The following is a 15,732-nucleotide window of genomic DNA, read 5'->3' on the forward strand; positions in this document are numbered from 1 at the left end:
TAACCGAACATGATTTCATTTGTGCTAACATTAAAACGGCTGCTCAAAGGGCTGGTTCATGCGTTCAAGCAACGCAATTTCGTTGCGTTGTTTGTCCTGATCGTCATCATGCTGATCTCGGGGACGATGTTCTATACAAAGCAGGAGGGCTTGTCCGTGCTGGACGCACTGTATTTCTGCGTTGCTACGCTGAGCACGGTCGGCCACCCCGACTTTGCTCCGCAAACTTCACTCGGAAAGGTGTTTACGATGATCTACATCGTCGTCGGAACCGGCTTGTTCCTCGGGATGGTCGGCCATCTTGCCTATGCTTTGATCAAGAGCACGCAAAAAGAAGAGAATTAACCGTCAGACGGCCTCGAACGAGGGATCTGAACCGGGCTCCGCCTAAGGGTTGCAACGACCCGAGCATGGCGGAGCTTTTCTCATTTTTTAGGGCTCTTGCTCTATAGTTCATCATATATTTCCGAGAAAATATGGTATAATTGGATGGTTATGAGCTTCCATTATGTCCCAAATTTGCTTGAGTGCGGTTCTTGGGATAAAAGTTGATTAAAAAAGGAATGAGACAAGCATGCTGAAATGGTTGGAGTGGGCAAAGGAAATACAAGCGATCAGCCAGGCGGGCCTCGCCTATACCAAGGATGTTTACGACAAAGAACGGTTCGAGCAGCTGAGAGCGCTCAGCATATCGATTATGCAGGAATATACAGAAGCGGGCGAGGATAAGATCCGCACCTTATTTGCCAGTGAAACGGGATACCAAACGCCAAAGGTGGATGTGCGCGCGGTTATCTTCCAGGACGGGAAGCTGCTGCTCGTTCGGGAGAAAGCCGACGGAGCCTGGGCATTGCCGGGCGGATGGGCGGACATCGGTCTGTCGCCGTCGGAGGTGGCCGTTAAGGAAGTTCAGGAGGAGGCGGGCTATGATGTGCGCGCGGTGCGGCTGCTGGCTGTGCTGGATAAAAAATTCCACCGGCATCCGCCGTCGCCTTTTCATGTATATAAAATGTTTATCCAATGCGAAATCACAGGGGGGGCTGCGGGCATCGGCACAGAAACGTCGGCGGTCGGCTTCTTTGAACGTGATGCGCTGCCCCCATTGTCTGAAGAACGAAATACGGCCGAGCAGCTGGACCGTTTGTTTCGCTATAACAATCATCCCGATCTTCCGGTCTGGATGGATTAACCTTGTCCTGGAAAGGAGAGCAGGAGCATGATCAAGGGATTTCCTCCTTACATGAGCGATCCCGATGAAGGGGACGTAAGGCGCCAATTCAACCGGCGGGTCAATCTGTTCTTTTTCGGCGCTTTCCTCATCTTTTGTGTCCTTATCATTCGCATGGCCGTTCTGCAGTTCGTGGAGGGCCCGGAGCTTGCTGAAAAGGAGTCCGGGGGAGAGCTGAAAAAATTCACGCTTCAGCCGATCCGGGGAAGCATTATCGATGCCTCCGGCGAGAAGCTGGCTTATTCGACGGGGACTCATACCTTATATATCACGCTGATGAAGGATTATAACAAGAACACGGAGCGCGGGCAGAAGAACCGGCCGGAAATCGAAGCGATGGCGAAGGAAATCGCAAAGGTCTTCGCCCAATACGGGGATTCGAAAGCCAAACCGATGACAACCGAAGAGGTGATTGACGAGCTGGATCTTGAATATACGAAACAGCACGGCTATGCGCCGAGACGGATCAAATCGGATTTGACGAAGCAGGAGATCGCTCATTTCATGGAGAACCGCTCGCGGTACCCGGGCATTCAGATCGTGGAGGAGAATGTGAGGCATTACGATCCGGACACGGTTGCGGTCCAGACGATCGGGTATCTGAAGAAATTCAAGGGCTCAAAAGATTTCAAGGAATATGCCGAAATCGATGAGGCGAATAAGGGGCAGGACGATCCGGGATTGATCTACATCGAAGAGGAATGGGTCGGCTATGACGGGTTAGAGCGGATGTTCCAGAAAGAACTGCGCGGCAAAAGCGGTTATATCAGCATCCCGATTAATCCGCAGAACATGGTGGACGGCGTCCCGTCCATGGCAGCCCCGGAGAAAGGGCTTAATGTCCACACGACAATTCATAAGGATATTCAGCTTGCGGCTGAGGAAGCCATTACTGAGCGTCTGCAGTATCTTCGTACCCATCTGATCTCCGGGAAGTACCACAGGGATGCGTTGACCGGCTATGCCGTCGCTATGGAGGTCGACACCGGCAATGTCGTGGCGATGGCCAGCATCCCGGACTATGACCCTAACATTTGGGGGAGCGGAGATAAAATCACTCAGGAGGTCGTCAACTCTTCCGGTAACGGGACGATAACGATCTTCGCCTCGGGCCGGTCGGGCAACGGATTTGAATCGATGATCTATCTCGGATCGGTCATCAAGCCGTTGACGGTGCTGATCGGGCTCAATGAAGGCCTGTTCACGCCATACGATACGTACCCGGACCAGGGCTATGCCTTGATCGGCAAACAGGGCAGTGAAACGAAGATCAGAAACTCCGGCGGTCATGTAATCGGTCCGATCCGGCCGGACCAAGCGATTCAGACCTCGTCCAATGCCTTTATGATCGATCAGGTCGGGGAGAAGCTGTATGACAAATACGGCGGCGACAAAGCCGTTAAAGTGTGGGATGAGTATATGAAGCAGTTTGGCCTCGGTGTTCTCACCGGCAGCGGATTGCCCCTTGAGAATGAAGGAAGGGCGGAATACCTCGATGCGAAGGCTTCTGGAAGTAACCTGGCCGCGCTAGCGTTAGCTTCTTTCGGACAAAAGGGCAAGTATACGCCGCTGCAGCTGGCCCAATACACGGTGATGCTGGCTAATGAAGGAAAACGGATCAAGCCGCAGCTTGCGAGTAAGATCACTGACCAGAAAGGAAACGTCGTGAAGCAGTTTGGCCGTGAAGTCATCGCTGAGGTGAAGATGCCCAAGGAATACTGGCAAGTCATCAAGCGGGGCATGAATACGCAGGGGATCGCCGGGTTTGAAGGCTTCCCGTATGACTTTGCCCGCAAAACCGGTACCTCGGAGCAGGACTCTCCTGCCGGGAGAAAGGATAATGGCGTGTTCATCGCGTTTGCTCCCCGAGAGAAGCCAAAGCTGGCGGTCGTGGTGGTCATACCTGAAGGCGGCTTCGGCTCGCAGAGCGCCGCACCGGTCGCTCGCAAAATCTTCGATGCCTATGACGAGGTGTACGGCCTTGACGGAACGCCGCATCCGAAGCAGAAGACGGAAGGCAAGGCTGAGCAGGGTGAGCAGGAGGAGAATCAAGGCGAGTAACAACACGAGTAACAATCACGAGTAACAAGACTAGTAAGACGAGTAAGACGAGTAACTAGATGCGGGTTCAGTGGTATAGCTATTATTATTTCGAATAATTTTGGAGTTAAAAGAAACAGGCTGCCTTCAGGAGAACATTAATCGTTCCCTGTACGGCAGCCTTTCTTGTATCCTCTAATAAGGATTATTCTTGACCTTCAGCACTTCGGCCAGAAATGCCAGCGTCAATCCTTGTCCCCAGCCCTGAATTCGCTTATCGGGCACGCCTATATAGCCAGCAGCATTCTTCATGACGGCCGTTCCGGCCGATACGCCGGTAACGGTCCCGTCCTCGGTAATTTTGGCCAGGATGCCGTCGATCGATTTCTGGGTGTATTTATTGTAGATGCGCCCCTTGGTCAGCAATGCGGCGGCGATCCCCGCCGATCCCGACGTTTCCAGCGGCGACTGCGGATCCGTCGTAATGGTGTGCCACAGCCCGGATTCATGCTGCAGCCGTACGAGCGAGCTCAGCTGATCCCGAAGCGAGCCTTCAATGATCATGAAGGAAGGGTGCGTAACCGGTACGAGCTCCAATGCGCGCGCCATCGTAAGCGCGGCCCAGGCATTGCCGCGGCACCAAAATACCCCTGACATATGATTGCCGGCAATATTGTCCCAGCCATGATAGTACAGATTCGTCACCGGATCCTGCAGATAATTCTCATGGCCGTGGTACTGCCGCAGCCCGTCCTCGAAATAATCTTCGCGGCCGAGCAGTGATCCGATGCGCAGCAGGAAGTAACCGGCCATGAACATTGTGTCCACCCATGCCTGCTCAGGGAAGTTATAGGTTTCGGAGTTGACGGTGTGCTGAAAGATCCCTTCTCCGAATCGAACGGCATCGTGAGCGAGGTATTCGGCCATTTCCTTGGCTGTTTCGATATAACGCTCATCGCCGTAGACGTTATACAGCGTTAAGAGGGAATGTCCGATCGAGACGCCGTTCACAGACAGCTTTGGCAGACCATCCTCCATATTTTCGTCGACCCATGCCTTCAGCTGCTCGAGATATTCCATTTTGCCCGTCGCTTCATACGCCCCGCAAACGCCATAAAACGCAACCCCGCCGGGCCAGTCCCAGCTGAAGTCCATGCGGAATGTCCGCTCCACCACCTTATCCATGACATGCCCAATCTGCTGTTCATCAAATACGAGTGCCGGCATAACTGCAGCTCCTTTCATATTAAGCCTCCTTAAGAGGGAGAAATTTGAAATTTGGGGATTAACCTTTCAAGCCTGTTGTGCTGATCCCTTCGACGATATATTTTTGGAAGATGAAAAATACGATCACGACCGGCAGCAGCGACAGGGTGGCCATGGCAAACATTCCGCCCCAGTTGTTGAGCGATTCCCCGTCGAGGAACAGCTTGAGCGCCAACGACACCGGGTATTTCTCCGGCTGGTTCAGGTAGATCAGCGGGTTGATGAAATCATCCCATCTCCAGTAAAAGGAGAAGATCGAACACGTGATCAAGGCCGGAACGATCAAGGGCACAACGACGCGGATAAAAATGCCGTACTTGCTGCAGCCGTCGATCCTTGCGGCTTCATCGAGCTCCCGCGGGATCGTGCGGATAAACTGCATAATCAGAAAAATGAAGAACGGAACCCCGAAGAAATGGGGAACGATCAGCGGCTTGAACGTCGAGATCCAGCCGAAATTGGCGAACATGACGTACTGCGGGACGATGACGACGTCATGCGGCAGCATCATGGTGATCATCATGCAGGCGAACCAAAATTTTTGACCGAAAAACCTTGTCCTAGCCAGACCAAAAGCCACTAATGCGGAAGATACGACGGCTCCTATCGTTGAGATGATGACGATGATGAAGGAATTTTTGAAGAAGGTCCCGAAGGTCGTTCCGGCAAATCCCTTCCAGCCTGTTGCATAGTTCGAGAATTCGAGCTTGCTGGGAATGAGACTGTAGGCGGTCGTAAAGATTTCGTGATTGGGCTTCAGCGAGCTGGCGGCGAGCCACAGGATTGGATAGGTCATGCACAGGGCGAACAGCCCGACCAGCGTATGATACAGAATGCGTCCGGATTTGGTCATAGCCGTCAGTCTCCTTTCGATTCGTAATGAACCCAGCGGGTGGAAGATCTGAAGATGAGCAGGGTAAGGATGCCGACAATGACGAGCATAACCCAGGCAAGCGCCGATGCGTAGCCCATTTCAAAATGCGAAAAGGCTTTGCGGTACAGGTAAAGCGAGTACAGCAGCGTCTGATCCAGCGGACCGCCTTCACCGCGAGAGATGATATAAGCGGGGGTGAAGGTGAGGAAGGCCGAGATGGTCTGCAGCGTCAGATTGAACAAAATGATCGGGCTCAGCAGCGGGAGCGTAATCTTGAAGAATCGGTGCACGGCATTTGCGCCGTCGACGCTGGCCGCTTCGTAATAATCCTTCGGAATGTTCTTGAGGCCGGCAAGGAAAATAATCATCGATGAGCCGAACTGCCAGACCGACAAGGCGATCAGCGTCCATAGCGCCGTGCTCGGATTGCCGATCCAGGATGTGCTGGATTCGATGCCGAAGAGCGAGAGGGCGGAGTTGACGAGTCCCTGGTCGCCGAAGATTTGCTGCCACATAATCGCGACCGCGACGCTGCCGCCGATCAGGGACGGCAGGTAAAAGGCCGAACGGTACAGCCCCACAGCCTTGGTCGCCGTATTCAGGATCATTGCCACGAAGAGAGCAAAGATAAGCCGAAGCGGGACACTGGCAAAAACGTATGTAAAGGTCACCTGAAACGATTTTCCGATTTTATCGTCCTCCGTGAACATCCGCTCATAATTGCCGAGGCCGAGCCAGCTTGGCGCCTCCATCAGGTTATAGTTGGTGAACGAATAGTAGAGGGACGACAGGATCGGATACAGCGTAAAGATCAGAAAGCCAAGAACGAACGGAGCGGAGAATACGTATCCGGTGATATGCTCGTTCTCGCGAAGTCTATTCATCATTTTCAACCCCTCGTCTTTCAAATTTGACAGCGCCTGTTCGGCGGGTGAATTCGTTGGCGGTTAGTTCCATTATAGAAAGTCTGACCGAGAGGGCGTTATGAAGAAAACCGTCCATTTTGTTTAAAAACCAGAGGTCCGCCCGGTCCCGGTCATAATAAAGGCACCCCCTGCCCCGTACCTGACGTACGTTCGAAAGGAGATGCCTCAAGCTTTAGGTGCATCCGGGTCTACTGCTGGGATCTGGCCAGGATCGCATTCGCTTCCTTCCGGAATTCGGCAGCCGCATCCTCAACCGATATTTTCTTGTACAGGATGCGCTCGCTGAGATCGCGAAGCAGCTTCTCGATTTCCACGGCACCGATCGGATTCGGCGGATCGCCAGGGCTGCTGTTCGCTTCGGCCCAGGTGACGTAATCGAATATTTTCGCCTCATTCTCGGAGAGCAGCGGCTTCAGCGCTTCCTTGACTTTAGCGGATACCGGCACGCCACGCTCGCCCTTGATCAGCTTATTTGCCTCGATGTCGTTGATGAAGAAGCTGATGAATTTCGCCGCTTCTTCCTTATGCTTCGACGTCTCCGTGACGGAGAAATACATGGACGGCTTCAGGAAGAGCCCTTCCTTCGTGCCCGGTCCCGGCATCGGATTCAGCTCCAGCGGACGATCGGGAACGAGATTGGCAACGGCGAGGAACTGGTTGGACCAGCCCGTGCCGGAAATGGCGTTGCCAAGCACGATTTCATCCTCCTCCGCGACGCCTTTCTTCTGGGCTTCCTTATCCAACGACAGGATGTACCCATTGTCATACCACTTCTGGTAGCGGGTGAAATAATCGATAAAGGCCTGATCATCGGCATAGCCGATCGTTTTGCCGTCCGCGCTGTACATTTTTTGGCCGATCGTTCTTAGATAATACGGGAAGAAAACGTCATGCCGGTAGGCGAAGCCACCGATGAGGAATCCTTTTTCCTTCGCTTGGGCGCCCATTTTGTCCATGTCGTCCCAGGTCCAGTCCTTGCCGGGAATATCGATGCCGTTCTTCTTCATCGTCTCTACGTCGAATGTCGTCTGGAGTGCGTTGACGCCAAGGTTCATCGCTACCAGCTTGCCGTTTACCTCGCCTCCGCTCAGCGCATTCTCGCTGACATCCGACACGTCCAGGACTCCGCTGTCGGTGAACGGCTTCAGATCGGCAAGCTGATTGCGGCCGGCATATTGGTTCAGATAGGAGATGTCCATCTGAATAATGTCCGGAAGACCGCCGGCTACCGCCTGCGGAGCAAGCTTCTTCCAGTAATCGTCGAACGGGGCATATTCAGGCTCGATGGTGACGTGCGGGTTCTGCTCCTGATACATTTCAATGACCTTCAACGTGTAATCGTGCCGGGACTGTCCGCCCCACCAGGCGATGCGCAGCTTGACCGGCTCCTTCTTGTCGCCGGCCGCTGCGGACGGCGCTGTGTCGGTTCCGGCGCTGGCAGGCTGATCGGCCGAATTGCCGCCGGAGCATCCGATCAGGCTTCCGAGCAAGGAGCACATGAGCACTGCGGTTAACACTTTTCTCATTCCATTTCCTCCCCTTGGTTGATGAACCCATCTGTGATTCGTTTGATAGTGCTTACATTCCCAATTATTATGTGTAACAAGGGAAAGAGTAAGGAAAAAAACCGTGCACTTTGTTCAAAAAGCAGATATGTACGTACAAGCCTAGCCCTCTTTTCTCATGTATTCCGAAGGCGTGCAGCCCATTTGCTTCTTAAACACCTGGCTGAAGTACTGGGGATTATCGCCGAAGCCGAGCTGCTCGGCCATTTCGAAAATTTTGATGTCCGGGTCCTTCGCCATTAGCTCGGTCGCGCGCTTGATGCGCAGCTTCATGACGTAATTCGAGAATTTCTCGCCGGTCTCTTTTTTGAACAGCTTTCCGAGATAGTCGGCATTCATGTACAGCATGCTGCATGCAACCAGATTCAGGGTCAGCTCCGAATTGCCAAGCTGTTCCTCGATAATCTCGATCATTCTCCGGACGATCGCATTATATTTCATGGTGTTCCGTTCATAATTCCGCTGGGTAATTTCGATGACCGTTTCTTCCAGAAATGCCTGGATCGACTGAAGGGTCGTCATCTCCGCGATGACCGGTATCCGCTCGTATCTTTCCGCCATCTCCTCGGGATCCGTCAGCCGAATAAGGGATACATACTGCGATATGGCGTGGGACTTGGTCATCTCAATGCTTAGCTGTGCCCGCTTCAGTTCATGGATGAATTCATTCAGCGCCTGCCGGGCCTCTTGGTGATGACCGGACCGCACCGGCATGCACAGGCGCTGCTCGTCGAAGGAGAATGCACCTTCCTCGTCTTCGGATTGCAGCGTGTCGTTCGTCGTAATAATGCCGCTCTCGTCCAGGTAGAAGCGGTAATTCAGGCACTGCAGCGTGTCGCTGTACAGCTTGCGCGCCAGCGTTACGGGCCCCGGATCGCTGACGGCAACCGTCACGTCCAGCTTGTAATACCGCTTGAACGTACAGCGGATGTCCTGGATCCGGTCGTGGAGTTGAAGCCCGGGCCGCTCCTCTATTAGAACCAGCACATGCGGGCCGATGGTGGTGCTAAGGAGGGTGGTGTCCAGCAGATCCTCGGCAATATTCTTCACGGCGAACAGATGCTCGAAATCCGCCTCGCCTTCCAGCTGGAACAGCAGCAGCTGCACCGGCCGGTCGAAGTCGTATCGGAACAGGCTGCGATATTCCTCCAGATCGTTAAGACCGTAAGTCTTGTTCGTCACGAATTCTTTTAGCACCTGTTCCTTCACATGGGGAAGCACCTTCTCGAAACGGTGCTTCATATCCTGAATGAAAGCTTCCTTGCGGCGGTGAACCGCCAGGTCGAAGGTAACCTCCTGCAGCGCTTCCCCGATCTTCGACTCATCGGTCGGCTTCAGCAGATAATGCTTAACCCCGTACTGCATGGCGCGGTTGGCGTATTCGAATTCGCCGAAGCCGGACAGCAGCACGAACTTGATGTGGGGGTGGCTTGCATAGGTTTTGGCCACGAGCTCGAGGCCGTCAAGGCCGGGCATGCGGATGTCGCACACGACGATATCGGGCGAATCGCTAACGATTTTTTCGTAGGCTTGGATGCCGTTCTGGGCCGTCCCCGCGAGCTCGGTTTGATAGGCGGACCAGTCCACCATGCGGGAAATGCCCTCCAGAATGATGCGTTCATCGTCTACAAGCAGAACTTTGTACATGGGAATCCCTCCATTATAGTGGCAGTGATAGAATGATGCGGGCGCCGAGCCCGGGTGCGCTTTCGATGGATAGACCGTAATTGTCGCCGAAGGCGAGCTTGATGCGTTCGTCGATGTTGAGCATACCGATGCCGTTGCCAGTGGTCTGCAGGCTTCCGCTTCGGAGACGGTCGATGGTGTCCGGGGCCATGCCCGGTCCGTCATCCTCCACGATGACGCAGAAGGCGTGCCGGTCCCGGCGTGTGTAAAGGGTGATCCTGCAAGGCTCGACTGATGGCTCGAGCGCGTAGTGGATTGCATTTTCAAGCAGCGGCTGCAGGGACAGCTTCGGAAGTTTGCGCTCCAGGTCCTCATCCGGAACGTTCATGCTAAATTCGAGCCTCTCCTCAAAACGAAACTTCTGGATGGTGATATAGTTCTTAACGATTTCGAGCTCGTCTCGGAGAGAAAGAATCGGCTCCTTCAGGCTGACGGAGTTGCGGAGGAGGAAAGCCAGCGCCTGCACCATGTCGGAGATTTGCGTCTGCTTGTTGATTTTTGCAAGCCAGTTCACGGACTCGAGCGTGTTGTAAAGAAAATGCGGATTGATTTGTGCCTGAAGCGCCTTGAATTCGGTCTCCTTGACGAGCAGGCGGTTCGCGTAATTTTCGGTGATCAGGACATTGATTCTCTCCACCATCAAACGAAAGGTCCGGTGCAGCAGACCGAGCTCATCCATCGCAACAGGGGCCGCGTCTTGAGGGAGCACATTGGCTTCAGCGAAATTCCCTTTCTCGGCCAGCTTCATCCGGGCGATCAAGCTTTCGATCGGCTTTGTCAGGCCCCTGCTGAATCGAATGCCGAGCAGAATGGCGACTGCGAATATGATGCCGAATACGATGATGACAAGCTCTTTGATAAAAATGATTTGCCTAAAGGCCTGATTAAATGGGGTGGCATTAATATAAGTCCAGCCCGTATTGGCTGAGCGGTTATAGGCAATGAAATACGTGTGTCCTTCAATCTCCCGGGTAAAATATCCGCTGCCGGATGATACGTCAGCTTGGATGGAAGCCGGGCTAAAGTTCGGCCGGGTCGGGTAGATGACATCCGTTCCCGAGGTCATGATCAGCTCCCCTTCTTCAGCTACAGATGTACGTACAAGCTTGTCGATATTGACCCGAATTACGATTGTGCCCAGATAATGAAGGTCGAACAGGGTTCCCGAATAGGAACGGATCTCCCTGGACAGCAGCAGGGCCGGGTCCTGTTCATCGGGATAGAACCAGCGCTCTTCCCCGTTGGCATCGCCCGCGAGCTGCATAATATGCTGCATTTTGGCAGGAGCGATCGGAATGACGCTGCCGACATCATGCTGTTTGTTGTTGGAATCGATGAGGTGGATGGAGTAGAGCATCGGCTCGGACCCCACGTAGTTGAGGAGTCGATCGACAAGCTGCTGCTTCAAGGTGAGCCGGTCATAATCGGAGTCGCTGGCGGCAATCTTCCGTAAGATATGCTGGATCTCCGTGTCGGTAATCATGTTGAAGGATAATTGCTCGATGCGCTCAAGCTCGGATTCGATGGCCGAAGAGGACAAGTGAAGGACCTTGGAAGATTTGAGATACAGCTGTCCATCATAGATGGAGAAGGCATACTGCTGAACGATGACCGCGAAGGTGAATGCCATGGCCACGATCAATGTGATCAGGAGCGACAGCTTGTTTTTGATTTTCATATTTTTGTAGGCTGAGGTCCATTTCCGCACGGCATCCGTCTCCTTACCTTGGAGTTGAAATGTTGTGTACACATTATGTACCGGGTTGTAAACGCTGTCAATAAGATTGTCCATCATGGGAACCCGGCCTGCGAGTGACGTTCAGCCCTTTGGAAGTTGACCGGATATTTAAACAAAATAACCGGATAAATGGATGGTATTGCGCATATGAGGTCGTGCATAATGGGGGGAGAGCGATTAACGGGAGGGTGTAATGATGCAGAGCGAGGACCGCTATGCTTTTGACTTTGGAACCGGTGAGCCTGTATTGGGTTACGCGAAAATCATGTCCGATACGCTGTACGAGCCGGCGCGGGGGTACGGTTTCCTGTCCGCTGCAGGACTAACGGGAATACGAAGGGAGGGGGAGACGGGACTGGGCGCAGACTTTGTCATCCCGCTTGAAGCCGCCTTTCGGGTGGACGTGCCGAAGGATGGATTATATACGCTCCGTCTGACGATCGGCGACCCATGGTTTGCAGCGGAAACAACGATTAAGGGACCGGACGGCCAGATGCTGCTGCATCAGCTGCGGACGCCGCCCGGTTATATAGAGCGTTTCAGCGTAACGCTGCCGGCGGCCGAGGGGCGGATTCTGCTTTATTTTTCCGGCAGAGCGCCGCGATTGAACGGATTGGAATTGGTGCCGGCGCCGGACGCTTGCACGGTGTTTATCGCGGGTGATTCGACGGTGGCGAATCAGCCTGCCGATGGCTATCCCTATGCCGGTTGGGGCCAGATGCTGCCGGCCTGGATCAAGCCGGATGCAGCCGTAATCAATGCCGCCGCTTCCGGTAGAAGCTCGAAGAGCTTTGTGGACGAAGGCAGGCTGGACCGGATCTGGGCGCGCATGCGGCCGGGAGATTATTTGTTAATCCAATTCGGCCACAATGACCAGAAGTCTGACCCGAGCCGATATACGGAGCCTTTTTCCACATACAAGGAGCATTTGAGGATGTACATCGATGGCTGCAGGGAGAGGCAGGCCGTGCCGATTCTGGTCACTTCGGTTCACCGGCGTTATTTTGATGATAACGGCCGGCTGAAGGATACGCACGGAGACTATGTTATCGCAGTCCGTGAGCTCGCGCAGGAAGAGCAGGTGCCGCTTGTCGATCTGGCTGCAATCAGCATGGGGCTGTTCAACGAGCTCGGCCCGGAAGGTACCCGTTCGATCTTCATGTGGGGTGCGCCTGGAGAATGGGTGAACTTTCCGCTCGGGGTTTCGGACAATACGCATTTTCAGGAGAGGGGAGCCCTCCGTTTGGCAGAACTGGTGGCCGAAGGTTTGAAGTCGTTGGGGCTTCAGCCGCTATCTCTGTATTTGCGGACGTAGCTCGGATGAGAGTCATGTGATGATCTTTCAAATTTATGTCGTGCTGGGAGCATGGGATGATCGCTCGTACTGGAAATCGTAAGCTCATCGTAAGCGCATCATGTTGTAAGCGCATCATGTCGTAAGCGCATCATGTCGTAAGCCCATCTATTATGGAAATCGCATTGCGAATGTGCGGGCAATCGTAAGCCCAATCATGTGGCTACCGTAAAGCAATCGCAAGCCACAATCATATAGACATCGGATGGCAATTCGTGCGGTAGATGCAGCCCCCCCTGTTTTCGTCAATTTCTAGAAGGACGGAACAGGAACCAATGCCCTGTGCGACGAATGATTAAGTATCAAGCGAGAGCAATTTTGCGTCAGGAGGTGTTGTTCGGATGTCAAAAGGCGAAACCTTGTGGATCATTCCCGATGGCTATATTCCGCCGCAGAGCAGCGGCGAATTAACGAGTCATGAGTCGGTATGCGTGCTGAATACATCGGAGAAAGACGTGACGGTGACGATTCATGCCTATTTCGAGGATCGCGAACCGCTGATGGGCATGGAAACGATCGTGCCGGGGAGACGGACCCGCCACATTCGTACGAGCTCGCTGAGCGCCGATGGACGGACGATTCCGGCAGGTGTGCCGTATGCGATGGAGGTCGTCTGCAGCGGGCCCGTTTATGTGCAGTACAGCCGTCTCGATGCTACCCAGGCGGAAAATGCCCTTATGAGCGTAATGGCATACCCCGTCAAAGGGAGCGGGAGCGTATGAGGCAGGTCGAGCCCGCGATCACCTATACGTCGGAGCTGCCTGAGGACTTTACGGAACTGTTCGAATTATACAACGCTTTAGGCTGGAATTCCCTGAACTTGAACGTTCGGGAGCTCCAAGCCATGTGCGAAGGGAGCTGGTACAGCGTCTATGCGTATGAAGGGAACCGCTTCGTCGGTATGGGTCGGGTCATTTCGGACGGCGTGCTTACCGGGCTCTTATGCGGCGTTTGTGTGCATCCGGATGTTCAGGCCAGAGGGATCGGCACCGGCATCGTTCAAAGGCTTGTCATGCATTGCGAGAAGTTTGGAGTCATTCCCCAGCTGTTATGCGAACAAGGATTGGAAGCCTATTACGAAAGGCTGGGTTTCACGACATTTACGATTGGCATGAAAAAGAACATCAAGCGCTAATCAAAAGGATGGAGCCCGTCAATGTAGGCAGCTAAAAAGAAGTTTGAGCGGCGATCTGTTCCCGGTAATCTACTGAGGATAGATCGCCCAATTTATGTTGTAAGCATCTTTCGTTGCAGTAAACCCTGTATTCTGTCCCCATTTGCTCTTTCGTCCACCACATCCCATCTCGCTCATGATTCCCAGCGTCTCCAAGAGCATGGAATAACTCCAGTTCTCCATCAGTTGTAGGCTAACCGCCTTTTTCTTTGTCTCTTTGCTATATTGAGTTCACGCCTGTTTTTTTTCGAGGGCATGAAAAAATCCCCTCTGATCAACAGTGAAATTCATTGTAACATGAACTTTTTTTCCACTGTCTACCATAAGGGGATTTAACCAAACCAAACCAAACCAAACTTAACTTCCTAATTAAACACAACTAACCATGGAGGGGCGGTTTACAGGCAGCCTGCTTTCTTTAGGCATGCGTAATCGTAGCGTTCCCTTCTTCTTTACGCTTCTTCGCATATTCCGCCGTGGCTGTAAACAGCACGTCAGAGGATGAGTTCAGCGCTGTTTCACAAGAGTCCTGCAAAACACCGATAATAAAGCCTACGCCAACAACCTGCATGGCAATGTCATTCGAAATACCGAACAAGCTGCACGCCAGCGGAATGAGCAGCAGCGACCCGCCGGCCACGCCGGAAGCGCCTGCTGCCGCGATCGCTGATACTAGGCTGAGAATAAGCGCCGTGCCAAAATCCACCTGAATCTCGAGTGTATGGACCGCTGCCAGCGTTAAGACCGAGATCGTTACCGCTGCCCCCGCCATATTGATCGTGGCGCCTAGCGGGATGGATACCGAATACGTATCCGAATTGAGCTTTAATTTCTCGCATAATCGCATATTGATTGGAATGTTGGCTGCAGAGCTGCGGGTGAAGAACGCGGTAATGCCGCTTTCCCGGAGGCAGGTCAGCACCAACGGATACGGATTTTTGCGCAGCTTTGCATAGACAATGAGCGGGTTGACGACAAGTGCGATCAACAGCATGCATCCGACAAGCAGGAGCAGCAGCTTCCCGTAATCGAGCAGGGAGGCCAGCCCGTTAGCGGTAATGGAATCGAACACAAGTCCCATAATCCCGAACGGCGCAAACTGAATCACCCATTTGACGATTTGGGATACCGCATCCGAGATATTGGTCAGCAGGTTTTTCGTCCCCTCTTTGGCGTTTCGCAGAGCCAGCCCCAGCAGGATCGCCCATGCCAGGATTCCGATATAATTGGCTTTCAACAGTGCGTTGACCGGGTTATCGACAACCTGCAATAGCAGTGTCTTCAGCACCTCGACAATGCCCTCGGGCGGAGTCAGGTCCGTGGATCCCGTTACCAGCGACAAGCCTACGGGAAAAATAAAACTGGCGATGACCGCCACCAGCCCCGCCAGAAATGTACTTATACCGTACAAGACAAGGATCGACTTCATGTTCGTCTGGCGGCCTTTCGTATGGTTCGAGATGGCGGACAAGACAAGGAACAGCACCAATACGGGAGCAACCGCTTTTAAAGCGGATACAAATAAAGTACCGAACAGACCGATTCCTGTCGCACCGGGAACAATCAGGGCAAGGATAATCCCTGCAATGATACCCGCCAAAATTCGTTTTACAAGACTTACGCGGTTCCACTTGAGAATTATTGCTTTCATCTTTTTCCTCCAAAAATATGCATGTTCAACAGTATTAATATGCACCGCCTCGACGCTGCAATGTGATATAGCGATAGTTTATCATGTAAAGCGATGGTTGTATATAACTGGTAATATATATGATAATTTCCGCAATTTGGGACTCGAAACTTTTGCAGTCGGGGTCGGCATGAGCAAAGCTATCATACGCTAATATACTGGAGCTGTTACCAAAGTATGTATAGACATGG

13 protein-coding genes are annotated in these 15,732 nt (G+C 53.1%); 6 read left to right on the plus strand and 7 right to left on the minus strand.

Annotated features, from left to right (window positions below; translation table 11 throughout):
* Positions 1 to 9: 9 nt before the first annotated feature.
* The 3 genes from BBD41_RS24070 to BBD41_RS24080 all read left to right on the plus strand — a co-directional run bounded on the left by BBD41_RS24070 (position 10) and on the right by BBD41_RS24080 (position 3,289).
* On the plus strand, positions 10 to 345 hold the full coding sequence (locus tag BBD41_RS24070) for a potassium channel family protein (protein ID WP_099479075.1): 336 nt from the start codon (positions 10 to 12) through the stop codon (positions 343 to 345).
* A 229-nt stretch (positions 346 to 574) separates the two neighbouring features.
* Entirely contained in the window at positions 575 to 1,189 is a 615-nt protein-coding gene (locus BBD41_RS24075) for an NUDIX hydrolase (RefSeq protein ID WP_099479076.1), read from the plus strand.
* A gap of 27 nt (positions 1,190 to 1,216) precedes the next feature.
* Positions 1,217 to 3,289 carry a peptidoglycan D,D-transpeptidase FtsI family protein gene (locus BBD41_RS24080; protein WP_099479078.1) on the plus strand — a complete coding sequence of 691 codons (2,073 nt, stop codon included), beginning with the start codon at positions 1,217 to 1,219 and terminating at the stop codon, positions 3,287 to 3,289.
* Positions 3,290 to 3,463: 174 nt separating this feature from the next.
* On the opposite strand, the gene BBD41_RS24085 is transcribed toward BBD41_RS24080, so the two are convergent.
* The 6 genes from BBD41_RS24085 to BBD41_RS24110 all read right to left on the minus strand — a co-directional run bounded on the left by BBD41_RS24085 (position 3,464) and on the right by BBD41_RS24110 (position 11,293).
* Positions 3,464 to 4,495 (minus strand): glycoside hydrolase family 88/105 protein, encoded by a 1,032-nt coding sequence (locus tag BBD41_RS24085; RefSeq protein WP_099480768.1) that lies wholly within the window; start codon positions 4,493 to 4,495, stop codon positions 3,464 to 3,466.
* Positions 4,496 to 4,553: 58 nt separating this feature from the next.
* Positions 4,554 to 5,387, minus strand: coding sequence for a carbohydrate ABC transporter permease (locus tag BBD41_RS24090; RefSeq protein WP_028405386.1), 834 nt, complete (start codon positions 5,385 to 5,387; stop codon positions 4,554 to 4,556).
* A gap of 5 nt (positions 5,388 to 5,392) precedes the next feature.
* Positions 5,393 to 6,292 (minus strand): carbohydrate ABC transporter permease, encoded by a 900-nt coding sequence (locus BBD41_RS24095; RefSeq protein ID WP_077567250.1) that lies wholly within the window; start codon positions 6,290 to 6,292, stop codon positions 5,393 to 5,395.
* Between the two features lie 230 nt (positions 6,293 to 6,522).
* Positions 6,523 to 7,860 carry an ABC transporter substrate-binding protein gene (locus BBD41_RS24100; RefSeq protein WP_077567249.1) on the minus strand — a complete coding sequence of 446 codons (1,338 nt, stop codon included), beginning with the start codon at positions 7,858 to 7,860 and terminating at the stop codon, positions 6,523 to 6,525.
* 141 nt (positions 7,861 to 8,001) lie between these two features.
* Positions 8,002 to 9,546, minus strand: a complete 1,545-nt coding sequence (locus tag BBD41_RS24105) for a response regulator (RefSeq protein WP_099479080.1) — start codon at positions 9,544 to 9,546, stop codon at positions 8,002 to 8,004.
* Between the two features lie 13 nt (positions 9,547 to 9,559).
* Positions 9,560 to 11,293, minus strand: a complete 1,734-nt coding sequence (locus BBD41_RS24110) for a cache domain-containing sensor histidine kinase (protein WP_077567247.1) — start codon at positions 11,291 to 11,293, stop codon at positions 9,560 to 9,562.
* Positions 11,294 to 11,519: 226 nt separating this feature from the next.
* Here BBD41_RS24110 and BBD41_RS24115 point away from each other — a divergent pair, with 226 nt between their 5' ends.
* The 3 genes from BBD41_RS24115 to BBD41_RS24125 all read left to right on the plus strand — a co-directional run bounded on the left by BBD41_RS24115 (position 11,520) and on the right by BBD41_RS24125 (position 13,812).
* The gene (locus BBD41_RS24115) at positions 11,520 to 12,638 is read left to right on the plus strand and encodes a rhamnogalacturonan acetylesterase (protein ID WP_077567246.1); all 1,119 of its coding nucleotides are present in this window, start codon (positions 11,520 to 11,522) and stop codon (positions 12,636 to 12,638) included.
* Between the two features lie 380 nt (positions 12,639 to 13,018).
* On the plus strand, positions 13,019 to 13,399 hold the full coding sequence (locus tag BBD41_RS24120) for a sensory rhodopsin transducer (RefSeq protein ID WP_077567245.1): 381 nt from the start codon (positions 13,019 to 13,021) through the stop codon (positions 13,397 to 13,399).
* A complete protein-coding gene (locus BBD41_RS24125) occupies positions 13,396 to 13,812 on the plus strand; it encodes a GNAT family N-acetyltransferase (RefSeq protein WP_077567244.1) in 417 nt (138 codons plus the stop codon). The genes BBD41_RS24120 and BBD41_RS24125 overlap by 4 nt, the downstream gene beginning before the upstream one ends.
* Before the next feature lie 457 nt (positions 13,813 to 14,269).
* On the opposite strand, the gene sstT is transcribed toward BBD41_RS24125, so the two are convergent.
* Positions 14,270 to 15,502, minus strand: a complete 1,233-nt coding sequence (sstT, locus tag BBD41_RS24130; RefSeq protein ID WP_099479082.1) for a serine/threonine transporter SstT — start codon at positions 15,500 to 15,502, stop codon at positions 14,270 to 14,272.
* Positions 15,503 to 15,732 lie beyond the last annotated feature (230 nt).

The sequence above is a fragment of the Paenibacillus ihbetae genome (assembly GCF_002741055.1).
Classification (GTDB): Bacteria; Bacillota; Bacilli; order Paenibacillales; family Paenibacillaceae; genus Paenibacillus_AQ; species Paenibacillus_AQ ihbetae.